This is a genomic window from Herbidospora daliensis (genome assembly GCF_001570585.1).
GTDB classification, from domain to species: Bacteria; Actinomycetota; Actinomycetes; order Streptosporangiales; family Streptosporangiaceae; genus Herbidospora; species Herbidospora daliensis.
The window spans coordinates 1-16,745 of the sequence record NZ_BBXF01000012.1; the positions used below are offsets into that span (position 1 = coordinate 1).

Annotated in this window: 20 protein-coding genes; 9 read left to right on the forward strand and 11 right to left on the reverse strand. The window is 70.9% G+C overall.

Annotated elements, in window-relative coordinates:
* From AW274_RS36725 to AW274_RS36750, 6 genes are all read right to left on the reverse strand, one after another.
* Window positions 1-564, reverse strand: a 564-nt coding sequence (locus tag AW274_RS36725; RefSeq protein WP_304608165.1) for a biotin/lipoyl-containing protein, incomplete at its 3' end; no start/stop codon positions are given.
* Window positions 565-593: 29 nt separating this feature from the next.
* Window positions 594-1,973: a dihydrolipoyl dehydrogenase gene (gene lpdA, locus AW274_RS36730; protein ID WP_062443209.1), complete on the reverse strand. Its 1,380-nt coding sequence runs from the start codon at window positions 1,971-1,973 to the stop codon at window positions 594-596.
* 67 nt (window positions 1,974-2,040) lie between these two features.
* Window positions 2,041-3,567 (reverse strand): leucyl aminopeptidase, encoded by a 1,527-nt coding sequence (locus tag AW274_RS36735; RefSeq protein ID WP_083975446.1) that lies wholly within the window; start codon window positions 3,565-3,567, stop codon window positions 2,041-2,043.
* A gap of 37 nt (window positions 3,568-3,604) precedes the next feature.
* On the reverse strand, window positions 3,605-4,375 hold the full coding sequence (locus tag AW274_RS40915) for an adenosylcobinamide-GDP ribazoletransferase (protein ID WP_369408697.1): 771 nt from the start codon (window positions 4,373-4,375) through the stop codon (window positions 3,605-3,607).
* Window positions 4,372-5,271: a bifunctional adenosylcobinamide kinase/adenosylcobinamide-phosphate guanylyltransferase gene (locus AW274_RS40920; protein ID WP_063813885.1), complete on the reverse strand. Its 900-nt coding sequence runs from the start codon at window positions 5,269-5,271 to the stop codon at window positions 4,372-4,374. Before AW274_RS40920 ends, AW274_RS40915 begins: the two co-directional genes overlap by 4 nt.
* A gap of 224 nt (window positions 5,272-5,495) precedes the next feature.
* The gene (locus tag AW274_RS36750) at window positions 5,496-6,149 is read right to left on the reverse strand and encodes an SCO2322 family protein (protein WP_157520925.1); all 654 of its coding nucleotides are present in this window, start codon (window positions 6,147-6,149) and stop codon (window positions 5,496-5,498) included.
* Between the two features lie 106 nt (window positions 6,150-6,255).
* Here AW274_RS36750 and AW274_RS39875 point away from each other — a divergent pair, with 106 nt between their 5' ends.
* Complete coding sequence (locus AW274_RS39875; protein WP_081898196.1) at window positions 6,256-6,465, forward strand: hypothetical protein; 210 nt, start codon at window positions 6,256-6,258, stop codon at window positions 6,463-6,465.
* A 34-nt stretch (window positions 6,466-6,499) separates the two neighbouring features.
* On the opposite strand, the gene AW274_RS36755 is transcribed toward AW274_RS39875, so the two are convergent.
* Together AW274_RS36755 and AW274_RS36760 are read right to left on the reverse strand one after the other, a co-directional pair.
* Window positions 6,500-7,504, reverse strand: coding sequence for an aldo/keto reductase family protein (locus tag AW274_RS36755; protein WP_062443218.1), 1,005 nt, complete (start codon window positions 7,502-7,504; stop codon window positions 6,500-6,502).
* A gap of 30 nt (window positions 7,505-7,534) precedes the next feature.
* Window positions 7,535-8,095, reverse strand: a complete 561-nt coding sequence (locus AW274_RS36760) for a DUF3043 domain-containing protein (protein WP_232320668.1) — start codon at window positions 8,093-8,095, stop codon at window positions 7,535-7,537.
* A 211-nt stretch (window positions 8,096-8,306) separates the two neighbouring features.
* Here AW274_RS36760 and AW274_RS36765 point away from each other — a divergent pair, with 211 nt between their 5' ends.
* The 6 genes from AW274_RS36765 to AW274_RS36790 are packed head-to-tail and all read left to right on the forward strand — an operon-like array spanning window position 8,307 to window position 12,353.
* Window positions 8,307-9,101: a PspA/IM30 family protein gene (locus tag AW274_RS36765; RefSeq protein WP_083949962.1), complete on the forward strand. Its 795-nt coding sequence runs from the start codon at window positions 8,307-8,309 to the stop codon at window positions 9,099-9,101.
* Window positions 9,101-9,379, forward strand: coding sequence for a PspA-associated protein PspAA (gene pspAA, locus AW274_RS36770; RefSeq protein ID WP_062351547.1), 279 nt, complete (start codon window positions 9,101-9,103; stop codon window positions 9,377-9,379). Before AW274_RS36765 ends, pspAA begins: the two co-directional genes overlap by 1 nt.
* 4 nt (window positions 9,380-9,383) lie before the next feature.
* Window positions 9,384-10,277, forward strand: a complete 894-nt coding sequence (htpX, locus tag AW274_RS36775; RefSeq protein WP_269750652.1) for a zinc metalloprotease HtpX — start codon at window positions 9,384-9,386, stop codon at window positions 10,275-10,277.
* Entirely contained in the window at window positions 10,277-10,825 is a 549-nt protein-coding gene (pspAB, locus tag AW274_RS36780; protein ID WP_062443226.1) for a PspA-associated protein PspAB, read from the forward strand. Before htpX ends, pspAB begins: the two co-directional genes overlap by 1 nt.
* 8 nt (window positions 10,826-10,833) lie before the next feature.
* Window positions 10,834-11,571 (forward strand): maleylpyruvate isomerase family mycothiol-dependent enzyme, encoded by a 738-nt coding sequence (locus AW274_RS36785; RefSeq protein ID WP_062443230.1) that lies wholly within the window; start codon window positions 10,834-10,836, stop codon window positions 11,569-11,571.
* A complete protein-coding gene (locus AW274_RS36790; RefSeq protein WP_232320669.1) occupies window positions 11,568-12,353 on the forward strand; it encodes an SIMPL domain-containing protein in 786 nt (261 codons plus the stop codon). Before AW274_RS36785 ends, AW274_RS36790 begins: the two co-directional genes overlap by 4 nt.
* A 3-nt stretch (window positions 12,354-12,356) precedes the next feature.
* Here AW274_RS36790 and nadA read toward each other — a convergent pair whose 3' ends face one another.
* Window positions 12,357-13,511: a quinolinate synthase NadA gene (gene nadA / locus AW274_RS36795; protein WP_157520926.1), complete on the reverse strand. Its 1,155-nt coding sequence runs from the start codon at window positions 13,509-13,511 to the stop codon at window positions 12,357-12,359.
* Between the two features lie 160 nt (window positions 13,512-13,671).
* On the opposite strand from nadA, the gene erpA reads away from it, so the two are divergent.
* Window positions 13,672-14,025, forward strand: a complete 354-nt coding sequence (gene erpA, locus AW274_RS36800) for an iron-sulfur cluster insertion protein ErpA (RefSeq protein ID WP_062443232.1) — start codon at window positions 13,672-13,674, stop codon at window positions 14,023-14,025.
* Between the two features lie 145 nt (window positions 14,026-14,170).
* Window positions 14,171-15,157, forward strand: a complete 987-nt coding sequence (locus tag AW274_RS36805) for a carbohydrate kinase family protein (protein ID WP_062443235.1) — start codon at window positions 14,171-14,173, stop codon at window positions 15,155-15,157.
* Between the two features lie 37 nt (window positions 15,158-15,194).
* Here AW274_RS36805 and AW274_RS36810 read toward each other — a convergent pair whose 3' ends face one another.
* Window positions 15,195-15,485 (reverse strand): sulfurtransferase TusA family protein, encoded by a 291-nt coding sequence (locus AW274_RS36810; protein ID WP_439648808.1) that lies wholly within the window; start codon window positions 15,483-15,485, stop codon window positions 15,195-15,197.
* Window positions 15,482-16,615 (reverse strand): cysteine desulfurase family protein, encoded by a 1,134-nt coding sequence (locus AW274_RS36815; RefSeq protein WP_062443237.1) that lies wholly within the window; start codon window positions 16,613-16,615, stop codon window positions 15,482-15,484. Before AW274_RS36815 ends, AW274_RS36810 begins: the two co-directional genes overlap by 4 nt.
* Window positions 16,616-16,745 lie beyond the last annotated feature (130 nt).

Below are 16,745 nucleotides of genomic sequence, written 5' to 3' on the forward strand. Positions count from 1 at the left end.
GTTCACGCCGTGCTCGGAGGCGAGCTTGCGGACCAGGGGGGTGACGTAGGGCGTGTCACCCGAAGGAGCCGGGGCGGCCGGAGCCTGCGGAGCGGCCGGGGCCGGCTGGTAGTTCTGCGGCGCGGCCGGGGGAGCGGGCTGCGGGATCGAGGAGATCGGCGTCGGCTGCGGAGCGGGCGCGGGCGGCTGCGGGGCCGGCTGGGGCGCGGGCTGCGGGGCGGCGGCCTGGACCGGCTCGGGCTCGGGCTCCGGCTCGGGCTCCGGTTCCGGCTGGGGGGCCGCGGCGGGCGGCTCCTCCTGCGCGGCCGGCGCGCCGCCGTTGGCGGCGTTGGAGTCGATGACGGCGAGCTCGGCGCCGACCTCGACGGTCTCGTCCTCGGAGACCAGGATCTTCGTCAGGTACCCGGCCGAGGGCGAGGGGATCTCGGTGTCGACCTTGTCGGTCGACACCTCAAGCAGCGGCTCGTCGGCCTCGACGTGGTCGCCCTCCGACTTCAACCAGCGGGTGACGGTGCCCTCGGTCACGCTCTCGCCGAGCTGGGGCATGGTTACGGAGACAGGCATGGTGAGTCTTCGTCTTCCTTAGAGGGCAGTTAGTTGTGGACGTGGAGGGGTTTGCCGGCCAGGGCCAGCATGGCCTCGCCGAGGGCCTCGGACTGCGTCGGGTGAGGGTGGATGAGCTGGGCCACGTCGGTCGCCGTGGCCTCCCAGTTGTAGATCAGCTGGGCCTCGGCGATGAGCTCGCCGACCCGCGCGCCGACCATGTGCACGCCCAGCACGCGCCCGTCGCGCTCGGCGACGACCTTGACTTCGCCCTGGGTCTGCAGGATCTTGCTGCGGCCGTTGCCCGCGAGGTTGTAGCTCAGCTCGACCACGTCGTGGCCGCGCTCGCGCGCGGTCGCGGTGCTGATGCCGACCGAGGCCACCTCGGGCTCCGAGTAGGTGATGCGCGGCACGCCGTCGTAGTCGATCGGCACGACCGGCAGGCCCGCGATGTGCTCGGCGACCAGGATGCCCTCGGCGAAGCCGACGTGGGCCAGCTGCAGCGTGGGGATGAGGTCGCCCACGGCGTAGACGCCCGGGACGCTGGTCTGGCAGAACTCGTTGACCAGGACGTAGCCCCGGTCCATCGAGATCCCCTGCTCCTCGTAGCCGAGACCGGAGGAGACCGGGCCGCGCCCGACCGCCACCAGCATGAGCTCGGCGTCGAGGGTCTTGCCGCCCTCCAGGGAGACGACGACCCCGGTGTCGGTGGTCTTGACGCTCTCGAAGCGCTGACCGAGTTCGTACTTGATGCCGCGCCGGCGGAAGGCCCGCTCCAGCAGCTTGGAGTTGGACTCGTCTTCAAGCGGGAGCAGGTGGGGAAGCGCCTCGACGATGGTCACCTCGGCGCCGAAGGAGCGCCACACGCTGGCGAACTCGACGCCGATGACGCCGCCGCCCAGGATGATCACCGACGACGGCACCCGGTCGAGGACCAGGGCGTGGTCGCTGGTGATGACCCGCTGGCCGTCGATGTCGAGGCCCGGCAGCGACTTGGGCACCGAGCCGGTGCCGAGCACCACGTTGCGCCCGGTGTAGACCTCGCCGTTGACGGTGACCTGGTTGGGACCGGTGAGCCGGCCCTCGCCCTCGACCACGGTGATCTTCTTGCTCTTGATGAGGCCCTGCAGGCCCTTCCAGAGCCCGCTGATCACCTTGTCCTTGTAGGCGAGCACGCCCGGCACGTCGATCCCGTCGAACCGGGTCTTGACGCCGAACGACTCGCCCTCGCGCGCCTGGTCGGCCAGCTCGGCGGCGTGCAGCAGCGCCTTGGTGGGGATGCAGCCCTGATGGAGGCAGGTGCCGCCCACCTTGGCCTTCTCGATGAGAACGACGCTCTTGCCGAGCTCGGCCGCCCGCAGGGCGCAGGCGTAGCCGCCGCTACCGCCGCCTAGGACAACGATGTCGAAGGGGCCGCTGCCTTCAGCCACTGGAAAGCTCCCTAATGAATACTGCCGTGGTACGGCATCTTTTCACTTGTCTTGGATGATCGTGCGCTCAGCCCGCATAGCGCTCGGCGATGGCGACGAGCGTGCGGGTGATGGCTCCGGTGCCGCCCTTGGGGGTGTAACCGTAGGGCTCGCCCTTGTTGAAGGCCGGTCCCGCCATGTCGATGTGGGCCCAGTCAACCCCGTCGGGGACGAACTCGCGCAGGAACACGCCCGCCGCCAGCATGCCGCCCCACCGCTCGGGGTGGAGGTTGGCGATGTCGGCCACCTGCGAGTCGAGCCCCTTGCGCAGCTCGCCGGGCAGGGGCATGCCCCACACGCTCTCGCCCTGCGCCCCGGCCATCTCGACCACGGCGCCGCGCAGGTCGTCGTCGTTGGTCATGACCCCGGCGGTACGCCACCCGAGGGCGACGATCTGCGCGCCGGTCAGCGTGGCGACGTCGACGATCAGGTCGGGCGAGTCCTCGGCGGCGCGGGCGATGCCGTCGATGAGCACGAGGCGTCCCTCCGCGTCGGTGTCGAGGACCTCGACGGTCTTGCCGCTGTAGGTGTGCAGCACGTCGGAGGGCCGCTGGGCGGTGCCCGAGGGCATGTTCTCGGCCAGGCACAGGTAGCCGACGGCGTTGACGTGGAGCCCGAGGCGGGAGACCGCCAGCAGGGCTCCGAGCACGGCGGCCGCGCCGCCCATGTCGGACTTCATCCAGTCCATCGACGCGGACGGCTTGAGTGACAACCCGCCGGAGTCGAACGTGATTCCCTTGCCGACGAACGCGAGCGTCTTGGCGGCCTGCGGGTGGGAGTAGGCGACCCGGACCAGCCGCGGCGGCCGGGACGAGCCCTGGCCCACGCCGACGATGCCGCCGTAGCCGTTCTCCTTCAGGGCGATCTCGTCGAGCACCTCGACGGTCAGCCCGTTCTTGCCGCCGATCTCCTCGGCGATCTCGGCGAACCGGGCCGGCCACAGGTCGGACGGCGGGGTGTTCACCAGGTCGCGGACCAGCGTGACCGAGTCGGCCAGCGTGGCGGCGCGTCGGACCGCGCTCTCGGCCTCGGGGGCGGAGGTGACCAGCTCCACCTCGGCCAGCGGCGCCTTCTGCTGGCCGTTGGTCTGGTAGCGGCTGAAGACGTAGGCCCCCAGGAGGCTGCCGATCGCCACCGCCTCGACCTCTTCGGCCGTGGTGGCGGGCAGCGCGACGGCGGCCGACGCGGTGCCGGCCAGCGCGCGCGCGGCCGAGCCGGCGGCCCGGCGGAGGGTCTCCAGTTCCAGGGACCCGCCGTCGGCGGGCGGGGCGCCGAGCCCCACCGCCACGACGAGCGGCGCCGGTATCGCGCCGAACGTGGGGAACTTGGCGATCTCCTCGGGCTTGCCCGCGAAACCCATCGCGGTCAGCGTGGCGGCGAGCCGTCCGCCCAGGGCCTGGTCGACCCCGGCGGCCCCGGCCGCGGCCTGTGGGCCCTGCGGGGTGGCGTGGATGCCGATAACGAGGGCATCGGTCTCTATGGAGACCGTGTCAGATGCATTGACGCGCACTGTGGTCACGTGAGCCGATGCTAGCTGTGCTTTCTCCGTACTCATAAACTCGGGTTCGTCCTACCAATAGGTTGGGGGATGTTTACGGGCCGGTGAACGTCACCGCACTGGCGAGCAAGCACGCCGCGGTCGCGACCTCGACGAGCGCTCCGAGCACATCCCCCGTGATCCCCCCGAGCCGCCTGACGGCGGTGGCGAGGATGACCCAGGCGACGGCCAGCCCGATTGGCACCGCGCTGACCAGCACTGGAACGTCGCGAAACGCGATCATAGCGACGATCACCAAGGTGCCAGTAGACGCCAACGCCGCCGGCACCCGCACTGTTCCCGCGACGAGGCTGCCCAGCCCCTCCTCTCGCGCTGCCCGGAATCGGGGCGTGCACGCCCATGTGACGGCCAGCCTTCCGGTCGCGACGGCCACGGGCAGCGCCCACAGAACATGGGGCCCCACCTGACCCAGCGCGCTGACCTGGAGCCCCACGCAGAAGATCAGCGTGACCACCCCGAAGGGCCCGATGTCCGACCGCTTCATGATCGCCAGCGCCTCGGACGCGCCCTTGCGGCTGCCCAGCCCGTCGGCCAGGTCGGCGAGCCCGTCGAGGTGCAGGCCCCGCGTCAATACCGCGAGGGTCCCGATGGCGAGCAGCGCCGACGTCGTACGCCCCAGCCCCAGCCACCAGGCCCCCTGGAAGACCAGCGCCGCGACCACCCCGAGCAGCACCCCGACGAGCGGCGCCAGCACCATCGCCCGCCCGGCGACCCGCGCGTCGACCGGCGCGTGCCGGGGCACCGGCAGCACGCTCAGCAGCGAGACGGCCAGCCACCAGGCGCTCGCCCAGCTCCGGAGGATCACGGCAACGGGGTGACGCGCCCCGCGACGACCAGGGCCGCCTCCTCCGACTCGTCGGCCAGGCGCCGGTTCAGCTCGCCCAGGGCGTCGCGGAAGATCCGCCCCGAGGCGTGGTCGGGAATCACGCCGAGCCCCACCTCGTCGCTGACCATCACCACCCGGGCCCGGGTGCCCCGCCAGGCCGCGACCAGCCCGTCGCAGGCGCCCCGGATCCGCCCCGGGTCCTCCCAGGCGGCGAGGTCGTCGAACACGCCCGCCAGCCAGGTGCCCAGCCCGTCGATCAGCACCGCGCCGGTCTCGCCCGCCAGCACGTCCTCCAGGTCGCGCGTCTCCCGGGTCCGCCAGTGGGCCGGACGTCGGTCCCGATGGGCGGCGATCCGGTTCGTCCATTCCTCATCGCCGTGGACGTCGCCGGTGGCGACGTAGAGCACATCGGCCTCCCCGGCGAGCCGCATCTCCGCCTCCTCCGACTTCCCGGAGCGGGTGCCCCCCAGCACGATCGTGCGATGGGGGCGGGCGAAGTCGTGGCCCACGCGCTCGGACGTCTCCAGCACCGCCCCGTCGGGCACCTGCGTCGCCCCCCAGTAGCCCAGCCGCCGCTCGAACTCGGCCTCCGACCTGACCCGGTGGTCGACCCCCACGGCCACCACCCGCGTCGCCCGGTTCACCAGCCCCCGCGCCCGCAGCGCCCCCAGCCGGAAGGGATCGTCGAGCAGATCGATCAGCACCAGATCGAACGCCGGCCCAGGCCCGCTCCCGCCGCCCCCGTTGGCGAACAGCAGACTGCCTCCATCGGGCCCGACGACGACATCACCGTCATCGGTCCGGGCCAGCTCGTAGCCGTCGAGCGGAGCGTGGTCGTCGACGACCACCGAGAGCGGCCGCCGCTCCCGCCGCACCGACCGACACGAGGCACACCCATCGGAGGGCCACCCCTCGGGCCCTCCAGTCCCGCTCAACTCGACCTTCAACCCGTATCCCCTTCATCCGCCGAACCCCATGAATCCGCCTGGAAACCTCCGGGCCGTCGCGCGATCCGTACCGGAAACGGGACCGCCGCCCGAAACCCTAAAGGGCCGGGCGGCGGTCGCCGTGCGCGGGTGCGGCGCTGGGGGAACAGGTTTCAGCTCGATCGGCGGCGCAGCAGGAAGAAGACGCCGACGCCCGCCGCGACTGCGACGACGCCCCCCGCGATGAGCAGCACCGGAGCGCCGCCCTCTTCCGACGGGGCGGCAGCGGCGCCGGCGGCCTGGCTGATCGGGAGTTCCTTGCCCGTCGTGGTGTTCTTGGCCGGGTAGCCGCTGACGGCCAGGACGTTGCCGGTGTCGTCGACCCTCGGACGGGTCGTCTCCGACGACAGCAGTTGCAGGGACGTCGCCGCCGACGGGGCCACGACGCAGGTGACGGTGCTCTGGGGCGGGGTGTCGCCGGGGTAGGCGTCGACCTCGCCGTCGCCGAAGTCGACCGCCAGGACGACGCGCTTCTGTCCCGATCCCGCGGCCTGTGCGCCGCAGACGTCGTCGAAGGCGGGGACCTCGCGGGGCGAGTCGGTGCCGGCGCCGTCGGGGGCGACGCCGAAGCGCCAGCCGATGACCGAACCGTCGGCCGGCACCGCGCCGGCCTCCGGCGCGAGCCAGGCGAGGCCGTCGCTCTGCCAGAAGGTCCACTGGCGCGGGGTGTCGGGGCCAGGCTGGGGCGCGAACGCCGAGAGCGCGGCCACGACCAGCGCGCCGAGTAGGACGCGGATCAGTGTTTTGCGAGGGTGTGAGGGCAGCATGGAATGGCCTCCGTGCTCGGGTGATGAGGCTCGGGGAGATAGGGTTCCCAGGCACCCTTCGGATTTCCCCTTGAGGGAACGACCGGCCGCGAACAGGAGCATAGGCATGACATGGCGCTGGCGTTATGAAAACGCTAATGGTGGTGAGGTATCCGCCGCCGATTTGTCGCGCGAGGTATTTCCCAGTCAGGCCGACGCGGAGTCGTGGCTCGGCGAAAGCTGGCGTGACCTGCTGGAATCCGGAGTCGAACAGGTGACGCTACTCGACGGCGACCGGGTTGAATACCAGGGAATGTCATTGCGTCCACAGGAATGAAAAAGGCCCGCCGATGACGGCGGGCCTTTTGTTTTCAGGGGCGTTTCTTGGGGGCGTTGGTACTCGTGAGGGAGGGGTCGCTCACCACGACCGGGCCGAGGATGTCGTCGACCTTCTTCATGACGTCGGCGTCGAGCTTGACCCCGGCCGCCTTGACGTTGTCGCGCACCTGCTCGGGCCGCGAGGCGCCGATGATCGCCGACGAGACGTTGGCGTTCTGCAGCACCCACGCCACCGCGAACTGGGCCATCGAGAGGCCGAGGTCGGCGGCGACCGGCTTGAGCTCCTGGACGCGGGTCAGCAGGTCGTCGTCCATCATGCGCTGGATGAAGTTGCCGCCGCTGGGGTCGAGGGCCCGCGAGCCCTCGGGCGGCGGCTGGCCGGGCAGGTACTTGCCGGTCAGCACGCCCTGGGCGATCGGCGAGAACACGATCTGGCCGATGCCCTCCTTCTCCGACAGCGGCACGACCTCGCCCTCGATGACCCGCCACAACGCGGAGTACTGCGGCTGGTTGGAGACGATGCGGTCGAAGCCCATCTCGTCGGCCAGCTTCAGCGCGGCCGCGATCTGGTCGGCGGTCCACTCGCTGACGCCGATGTAGAGGGCCTTGCCCTGGCGCACGATGTCGTCGAAGGCCCGCAGCGTCTCCTCGAGCGGGGTCTCCACGTCGTAGCGGTGGGCCTGGTAGAGGTCGACGTAGTCGGTCTGCAAGCGGCGCAGGGAGCCGTTGATCGACTCCATGATGTGCTTACGCGACAGGCCCCGGTCGTTGCGGCCCTGCCCGGTCGGCCAGTAGACCTTCGTGAAGATCTCCAGCGACTCCCGGCGCACGCCCTGGAGGGCGCGGCCCAGCACCTCCTCCGCGCGGGTGCCCGCGTAGACGTCGGCGGTGTCGAAGGTGGTGATGCCCTCGTCGAGGGCGGCCTTCACGCAAGCGCGGGCGGCCTCCTCTTCGACCTGGGAGCCGTGGGTGATCCAGTTGCCATAGCTGATCTCGCTGATGACGAGGCCACTTCGGCCCAAATGGCGGAATTCCATGGGCCAACTCTAGACAACCAGAACGAAGTTCTATTTCTTGGGGGAGCTGTCGGGAACCGGTGCGCCACCAGGCCGAACGGTCGGCTTCGGGAAGCGCAGCCGCCGGATCTGCGACGACCGCATGGCCGCGTAGAAGCCCACGCCCTTCAGGTCTTCGCCGGGGAAACGCTCGGCCGCGAGCTTCTTCACCCTGCCCGCGACGTAGAAGGAGCTGCCGACCACGAGCACCAGGACGACGGGCAGCGACATCGTGTAGACGGTCAGCACCCACTTCCTGATCTCGATCGGGAAGGGGATCATCGACAGCAGCATGATGACCAGCACGGCCGGCAGGAAGTACTGCCCCGGGAGCCGCCGCGCGTCGACGAAGTCGCGGGCGAACTTCCTGATCGGGCCGCGGTCACGAGCCGGGAGATACCGGTCTTCACCGCGCATCATGCCCTCACGGGCCTTGTCGCGGAGCAACCGGTCACGCTCGCGGGCCTGGCGATAGGCCTCTTTGCGGTTCTTCGGCGCGGTGACAGGTGACCGCCGGCGCCCCTGGGCCTCCGCGCGCTTCGGCGTCGGACGGCCCTTCGCCGGGGTCGTCACAGGCTTAGGATCAACATCAGGGACGGGGGTAGCGTCCGTGGTGGTCTGGGTACGACGTCGGAACACGTTGTCCAGCGTACCGGGAGTGCAACTTAGTGACGCCCCCGTGCGTTATGCGTAGGGTGAACCCAGGCGGCCTTGGCCGCCTTTGCGGGGCTTGAAACGGCTGGGGTTACCCACGCACAACCTAAGAAGGGGACGGCCGACGCGCATGAGCGTGATGAAGAGACTTTCCATGATCTTCAGGTCCAAGGCCAACAAGGCCCTGGACAAAATGGAGGATCCGCGGGAGACCCTGGACTACTCATATCAGCGCCAGCTCGAGTTGCTCCAGAAGGTACGGCGCGGCGTGGCCGATGTGGCGACCAGCCGCAAGCGGGTCGAATTGCAGATCAACCAGGCCGAGGCTGAGGCCGCCAAGCGTGAATCGCAGGCGAAGAGCGCCCTGGCCGCCGGTCGCGAAGACCTCGCCCGCGACGCCCTTTCGCGCCGCACCGCCATTCAGGCCCAGGTGGCCGACCTGCGCATCCAGTACAACAACCTGCAGGGCGAAGAGGAGAAGCTGACCCTCGCGAGCCAGCGCCTCCAGTCCAAGGTCGACGCCTTCCGCACCCGGAAGGAGACCATCAAGGCCACCTACACCGCGGCCGAGGCGCAGACCCGGATCAACGAGGCCTTCTCCGGCATCTCCGAGGAGATGGGCGACGTCGGCCTGGCGATCCAGCGGGCCGAGGACAAGACGGCCCAGATGCAGGCCCGCGCGGGCGCCATCGACGAACTGCTGGCCAGCGGCGCGCTCGACGACTACACCGGTCAGCGCGACGACATCCAGTCGGAGCTCGACCGCATGGGCGCCGGGGGCGACGTGGAGCTGGAGCTGGCCCGCATGAAGGCCGAGCTGGGCCAGGGCCCGGCGCCGAAGAGCGCCATCGAGCAGGGGCAGCCCGCGGCGCAGCCGCAGCCCCAGCACACCCAGCAATACCGTCAGCCGGGGGAGGCACAGTAGTGATCGTGCGAATCATGGGGGAGGGGCAGGTCCAGATCGCCGACGGCGATCTCGGCGTGCTCAACGACCTCGACACCGAACTCGAGTCGGCCATCGAGGCCGACGACGAGACCACGTTCCGATCCGCGCTGCACGCGCTCCTCGACAAGGTTCGCCATGTCGGGAAGCCCCTCGCGGACGATGCCCTTGAACCGTCTGAGCTGATTCTGCCCCCCGCGGACGCCTCGATCGACGAGGTCCGGGAGATGCTGGGCGACCAGGGGCTCATCCCGGGTTAGCGCCGTGTCCCGGTTCAAGCCCGACTCTGGGCTGACCCGCCGCATGGTCCTGACCATGTTCCTGCTCGGCCTGCTCTACGTCGTGTTCGTGGCGGTGCTCATCGCCGTCGGGGCGCGGGCGGTCGTCGTCCTGGTCATCGCCGCGGGCTTCCTGCTGGTGCAGTACTTCTTCTCCGACAAGATCGCGTTGTACGCGATGGGCGGCAGAGAGGTCTCGCCACAGGAGGCCCCCGAGCTCCACGCCGTGATCGACCGCCTGAGCGCCCTGGCCGACATGCCCAAACCTCGCGTGGCCGTCGCCGACAGCGACGTGCCCAACGCGTTCGCCACCGGGCGCAACCAGAAGAACTCCGTCGTCTGCGTGACGACCGGCCTGCTCCGGCGGCTCGATCCGCCCGAGCTCGAAGGCGTCCTGGCCCACGAGATGTCCCATGTGGCCCACCGCGACGTCGCGGTCATGACGATCGCCTCGTTCCTCGGCGTGGTGGCCGGGCTGATGACCCGGTTCGCCCTGTACGCCGGCCTCGGCCGCAACCGCGACAACCAGGGCGGCCTGCCGATCGGCCTGATCATCGTGCTGGTCTCCACGATCGTCTACTGCGTCAGCTTCGTGCTGACCAGAATGCTCTCGCGCTACCGCGAACTGGCCGCCGACCGGGCCGGGGCCTATCTCACCCAGCGCCCGTCCGCGCTGGCCAGCGCCCTGACCAAGGTGTCGGGCGAGATCGCCCGCATCCCGACGCGCGACCTGCGCGAGGCGCAGTCGTTTAACGCGTTCTACTTCGCGCCCGCGCTGAACCGGGCGAGCGTGGCGAGCCTGTTCGCCACCCACCCGCCGCTGGAGAAGCGGCTCGAACAGCTCGCCCGGATCTCCGGCGAACTCGGCAGGGAGGCCTGATGGGCTGGTTCGACGCGCTGCTCGGCCGGTCGAAGCAGGCCAGGCCCGATCTCGACGCGCTGTTCGCGCTGCCGTCGGCCGCGGTGACGCTGCAGGTCGCGACCGCGTTCGGGCCCGCCGGGGTGGGCTCGGTCTGCTTCCGCGCCGCCGAGGGGGCCGCGTTCGCGCGGCTCCAGGACGACGTGCGGGCGCTCGTCGGCAGCCCGGAGATCACCCAGGACGACTACGGCTTCACCTGGCTGACCGTGCGCGACGACGACGTGTCGTCTTTGGTGACCAACCTCCACGGGGCCAACTCCAGCCTGGAGGGCGCCGGGTTCGGCTCGGCCCTGCTGTGTACGACCGTCGTCTTCGCCGACCCCGCCGGGAGACGGCTCGCCCTGGTATATCTCTACAAGCAGGGCACGTTCTACCCGTTCGCCCCACTGCCGGGCCAGCGGCGCGACAACGCCCTGGAACTGCAGGCGCGCGGCACGCTCGCGGGCGACCTGCCCATCGAGGCCGACCTGTCCCGCTGGTTCGCGGTGTGGGGGGCGCCCGGACTGTAGGGGAGCCAGTGGAGCAACGGGAGTACGCCGACGCGGTCGCCGCGCAGATCACCCGCATGGCCGACGCCGTCAGAGGTCACGACCTGTCCAGGCCGGTGCCGACCTGCCCCGGCTGGACCCTGCGCGACCTGGTCGAGCACACCGGGAGCACCCACCGCAGGGCCGCGATCGTGGCCGGGGAGGCCCGCCAGGAGCGGCTCGACCGGGCGTCGGTCGACCTGGGGCTGCCCGCCGGCGACGGCGGCTACGCCGACTGGTTCGCGGCCGGCGCCGAACCTCTGAAGGCGGCCCTGCTGGCCCACGACCCCTCGACGGTCGTCTGGACGTGGGCCGGCCCCCGCCCCGTGCTCTGGTGGGCCCGCCGCCAGCTCTGCGAGAACGCCGTCCACGGCGCCGACGCGGCCATCGCCCTGGGCCACACCCCGCAGATCGACGAGGCCGTGGCCGCCGACGGGGTGAGCGAGCTGCTCGACAACCTCCCCCACGCCGACTGGAAGCCGCGCGACCTGACCGGCGACGGCGAGCGGTTGTCGTGGCAGTCCGACACCGGGGCGGGCTTCCTGGTCACCCTCTACCCCGACGGCTTCACCTACGAGCCGTCGGCCATGCCCGGCGAGGTCACCGTCCGCACCTCGACGGCGGCCGACATCCTGCTGCTGATGTGGGGGCGGCGCGGCTACGGCGACTACTCCGTCGAGGGCGACTCCGCCCTGCTCAAGCGGTGGGCCGACAACTCCACGATGTGACCCAGGATGTGACCAAGGACGCGTGGCGCGACGCCCGCGCGGGCCGGGCCGGTGATGGGATCGCGCGCATGATCACCATCAGGTACGCGACCGCGGCCGCCTTCCTCGCCGCCGGACTGCTGTCGACCCCGGCGGCGTTCGCCTCCACGCCGGCCGGGTATGCCGGGTTCGTGGCAGACGACGCGAAGATCACCGTCATCGGCAACGGCGCCGTCTCGGCGGCCCCCGACCGCATGCGTCTCCAGGCGGGCGTCGAGGTCCGGCGCGCGACCGCCGGGGCCGCGTTCGGCGACGCCCGCAAGGCCGCCGCGAAGCTGCGCGCCGCCCTGCTCGGCGCCGGCGTCGACGAAGACGACCTGCGCACCAGCGAGATCTCGCTCGGCCCCGAATACGACGACTACCCGAAGGTCTCCGGCTACCGCGCCGGACAGGGCGTCGAGGTGCTCGTCCGCAACCTCGACCGCGCCGACCGGGTCGTCGACGCGGTGGCCTCGGCCGGGGAGGAGGCCCGCCTGAGCGGCATCTCCTTCGAGATCGGCGACCCTGCCAAGGCGCTGGCCGCCGCCCGCGACGCCGCCTACAAGGACGCCGCGGCCAAGGCCCGGCAGTACGCCCGGCTGACCGGCCGCCGGCTCGGCCGGGTGGTGAGCGTCCACGAAGACGGCGAGGGCCGGGCCCCGATCCCGTTCGAGGGCGTCCACCTCATGGCGGCCGACAAGTCGATCTCGCCGGGCCGCCAGTCGGTGGGCGTCAACGTCACGGTCGTCTTCCAGCTCCGCTAGCCGCTACGGCAGCGCCAGCATGCGGTCGAGCGCGACCTTGGCCCAGTGGGTGGTCTCGGGGTCGACCGTGATCTGGTTCACGACCTGTCCCGCCGCCAGCGACTCCAGCGAGCGCACCAGGTGGGGCAGGTCGATGCGGTTCATCGTCGAGCAGTAGCAGACGGTCTTCTCCAGGAACATGACCGTCTTGTCGGGGAACATCGTCCCCAGCCGCCGCACCAGGTTGAGCTCGGTGCCCACGGCCCAGGTCGAGCCGGCCGGGGCCGCCTCCAGCTGCTTGATGATGTATTCGGTCGAGCCGACGTAGTCGGCCTTGGTGACCACCTCGTGGCGGCACTCGGGGTGCACCAGCACGTTCACGCCGGGCACCCGGGCCCGCACGTCGTCGACGTTCTCGGCGGTGAAGCGGCCGTGCACCGAGCAGTGACCCTTCCAGAGGATCATCTTGGCGTTTTTGAGCTGCTCGTCGGTCAGGCCGCCGTTGGGCCGGTGCGGGTTGTAGACCACGCAGTCGTCCAGCGACAGGCCCATCTCCAGCACGGCGGTGTTGCGGCCGAGGTGCTGGTCGGGCAGGAAGAGCACCTTCTCGCCCTGCTCGAAGGCCCAGTCGAGGGCCCTCTTGGCATTGGACGAGGTGCACACCGCGCCGCCGTGCCGCCCGCAGAACGCCTTGATGTCGGCACTGCTGTTCATGTACGTCACCGGCACCGTGACCCCGGCGATCCCGGCGTCCTCCAGCACCTCCCAGGCCTCCTCGACCTGGTCGAAGGTGGCCATGTCGGCCATGGAGCACCCGGCGGCCAGGTCGGGCAGGATCACCTTCTGCCGGTCGGAGGTCAGGATGTCGGCCGACTCGGCCATGAAGTGGACGCCGCAGAACACGATGAACTCGGCCTCGGGCCGGGCCGCCGCCTCGCGGGCCAGCTTGAAGGAGTCGCCCGTCACGTCGGCGAACTGGATGACCTCGTCACGCTGGTAGTGGTGGCCCAGCACGAACAGCCGGTCGCCGAGCGCCTCCTTGGCCTTGCGGGCCCGCGCCACCAGCTCCGGGTCGGACGCGGGGGGCAGCTCACCGGGGCAGTCGACACCGCGCTCACTGTGCGGGTCGACGCCCTGCCCGAGGACGAAGAGCGGAAGACTCGTGGTCGTCACGACCACACCCCCTTCGGGGACTTATCGTCGAACTGACGACTAATAATTACACATCCGCTTTGGGAGGTATTCCCCTGGGGTGTCCGGACCGGGAATGTAGGGACAGGGCCAACGTGTTGCTAACGTTCTAGAAGGACGTCAGATACAGACGCTGGGAGTCACCAAGATGTCGGTTGAGAGCAGCGAGACCACGAAGCAGGGACTGAACCTGACCGACGCGGCCGCCGCCAAGGTCAGCAGCCTGCTGGAGCAGCAGGGCGAGGAGGGTCTCCACCTCCGCGTCGCCGTGCAGCCGGGGGGCTGTTCCGGCCTCCGTTACCAGCTCTACTTCGACGACCGCTCGATGGACGGCGACGTTGTCTCCGACTTCGGCGGCGTCTCGGTCGTGACCGACCGGATGAGCGCCCCCTACCTGATCGGTGCGACCGTCGACTTCGTCGACACGATCGAGAAGTCCGGCTTCACGATCGACAACCCGAACGCCACGGGTTCCTGCGCCTGCGGCGACTCCTTCAACTAAGGAGCGCCAGGTCAGACACCCGCGCACCTGGTCAGGCGCGCGGGTGTCTCGTCATGTCCCGGGTCGGCCGGAATATCGCGTATTCTTGCGGGGCTCGCGATCCGGCGGGCGTTCCACGCGCTGCTGACAACGAGGAGATCACCCCGTGCGCATCGCCGTCACCGGCTCCATCGCGACCGACCATCTGATGACGTTCCCCGGCCGCTTCGGCGACCAGCTCATCGCCGAGCAGCTCGACCGCGTCTCGCTGTCGTTCCTCGTCGACGAGCTGGAGATCCGGCGGGGCGGCTGCGCGGGCAACATCGCGTTCGGCATGGGCGGCCTGGGGCTGCGGCCGATCCTCGTGGGCGCGGTCGGCGACGACTTCGCCGACTACCGGTCATGGCTGGAGCGTCACGGCGTCGACTGCGACTCCGTCCACATCTCCGAGCTCCACCACACCGCGCGGTTCCTGTGCACCACCGACCAGGACCACAACCAGATCGCCTCGTTCTACACCGGCGCGATGGCCGAGGCCCGCAACATCGAGCTCGGCCCGATCGCGGCCCGCGTCGGCGGCCTCGACCTCGTGCTCGTCGGCCCCAACGACCCCGACGCCATGCTGCGCCACACCGCCGAGTGCAGGTCGCGCGGCATCGCCTTCGCCGCCGACATCTCGCAGCAGCTCGCCCGCATGCCCGGCGAGCAGATCCGCGAGCTGATCGACGGCGCGGCCTACCTCTTCTCCAACGACTACGAGAAGGGGCTCATCGAGCAGAAGACCGGCTGGTCCGACGAAGAGGTCCTCGACCGCGTCGGCGTGCGGGTCACCACGCTCGGCCCCAAGGGCTCCCGCATCGACCGCAAGGGCGAGCCCTCGATCCACGTCTCCCCGGCCCCCGAGCGCGGCAAGGCCGACCCGACCGGCGTCGGCGACGCGTTCCGCTCGGGCTTCCTGGCGGGCCTGACCTGGGGCCTGAGCCTGGAGCGCTGCGCCCAGATCGGCAACCTCACCGCCACCCACGTGCTGGAGCGCGTCGGCGGCCAGGAGTACGAGCTCGGCCAGGCCGACTTCCTCGAGCGTTTCGGCGCCTGCTACGGCAAGGACGCCGCCGCCGAGGTCGGCGCCCACCTGCGCTGCCTGCGCCCGTAGCCGCGCGCGAAAGGGCCGCCCCTCGGGGCGGCCTTTTTCAGTACTGCCGGCGGACGTGGATCGACCAGCCGCCCCGGGGCAGCTCGTAGCTCTCGACGTGCTGGTGCGACTTCAGGCGGCACCAGGCCGGGATGTCGGTGAACGCGGCCGGGTCGTCGGCCAGCACCGAGATCACCGCCCCGACGGGCACCTCGCCGACGCGCTCGGCCAGCATGATGATCGGTATCGGGCACTTGCGGCCCAGTGCGTCGATGGTCAGCGCGGCCGGCGGCACCACCGGCGCGGGCGCTTCGGCAGGCGGCTCGGGCGACTTCTTACGCCAGATCACTGCACCCCCAGACGCTGGCGGACGCGACGCACGATGTCGGGGAGGACCGTGAGGAACCGGTCGACATCGTCTTCGGGAATCCCACGGGGCAGCGATACCCGGACGTTTCCATGCGTAAGCACGCCCATCGCCTCCAGCACGTGTGATGGACGAAGCGTACTCGCCGTACACGAACTTCCTGACGAGACGGCGAAACCGGCCTTGTCCAATTCGGTCAGGAGCGCCTCGCCGTCGACGTACAGGCACGAGAAGGTCACCAGATGCGGGAGGCGGTCGACCGGATCGCCGATCACCTCGACGTCGGGGACGCGGCGCGGGACCTCGGCGCGGATCCGGTCGACCAGCGCCGACAGGCGAGCGTTCTCGGCCGCCGACTCGGCCGCGCGGGCGCGCAGCGCCGCCGCGGCGGCCACCACGGCGGGCACGTTCTCGTAGCCCGGCACCCGGCGCAGTTCCCGCTCGTCCTCCGGATAGGGCGAGCGCCAGCGGGTGCCCTTGCGGACCGCCAGCACCCCGACCCCGGCCGGCCCGCCCCACTTGTGGGCGCTGGCCGCCAGCACCGACCAGCCCGGCGGAATCGGCAGCCGCCCGGCCGACTGGGCCGCGTCGACCACCAGCGGCACCCCCGCCGCCCGGCACGCCTCGGCGGCCTCGGCCACCGGCTGGAGGGTGCCCACCTCGTGGTTGGCCGTCTGGAGCGCCGCCGCGGCGACCCCCTCGGCGGCCACCGCCTCGGCGAAGGCCGGCAGGTCGACCCGCCCGGAGAGCGCGACCCCGATCGTCTGCACGCTGCCCCCGGCGCCCTCGTGGACGCCCGCGGCGTGCAGCACGCTGGAGTGCTCCACCGCGCTCACCACCAGGTGCCGCCCGGCCCGCCGCCGGGCCTGCGACACGCCGAGGACGCCCAGGTGGACGGCCTGCGTGCCCGACGTGGTGAACGACAGCTCGTCGGGCCGCGCGCCGAGCACCTCGGCGATCTCGGCCCGCGCCTGGTCGAGCAGCAGCCGCGCCCGGCGGGCCGAACCGTAGAGCCGGGCGGGGTCGGCCCACCCCACGTCGAGGGCCGCGAGCAGGGCTTCACGGGCCGCTGGGTGGAGGGGCTCGGTCGAGGCCGCGTCGAGGTACGCCACAGTGAGGACATTAACGGGGGCTGGAACGAGGACCGGTGCCGGTCCGCGCTAAAGTGTCTCGGCATTGAAGTGAATCAAGTAAAGCGGGGGAGAAGATTCCCCCGGCTGTGTGGAATCCTCGAAAACCGCC

Bases quoted from the DNA above. Each gene is read 5' to 3' on its own strand.
- AW274_RS36735 (WP_083975446.1), bottom strand. From the start codon at position 3,567: ATGAGTACGGAGAAAGCACAGCTAGCATCGGCTCACGTGACCACAGTG.
- AW274_RS36750 (WP_157520925.1), bottom strand. From the start codon at position 6,149: ATGCTGCCCTCACACCCTCGCAAAACACTGATCCGCGTCCTACTCGGC.
- AW274_RS39875 (WP_081898196.1), top strand. From the start codon at position 6,256: ATGACATGGCGCTGGCGTTATGAAAACGCTAATGGTGGTGAGGTATCC.
- AW274_RS36755 (WP_062443218.1), bottom strand. From the start codon at position 7,504: ATGGAATTCCGCCATTTGGGCCGAAGTGGCCTCGTCATCAGCGAGATC.
- AW274_RS36765 (WP_083949962.1), top strand. From the start codon at position 8,307: ATGAGCGTGATGAAGAGACTTTCCATGATCTTCAGGTCCAAGGCCAAC.
- pspAB (WP_062443226.1), top strand. From the start codon at position 10,277: ATGGGCTGGTTCGACGCGCTGCTCGGCCGGTCGAAGCAGGCCAGGCCC.
- erpA (WP_062443232.1), top strand. From the start codon at position 13,672: ATGTCGGTTGAGAGCAGCGAGACCACGAAGCAGGGACTGAACCTGACC.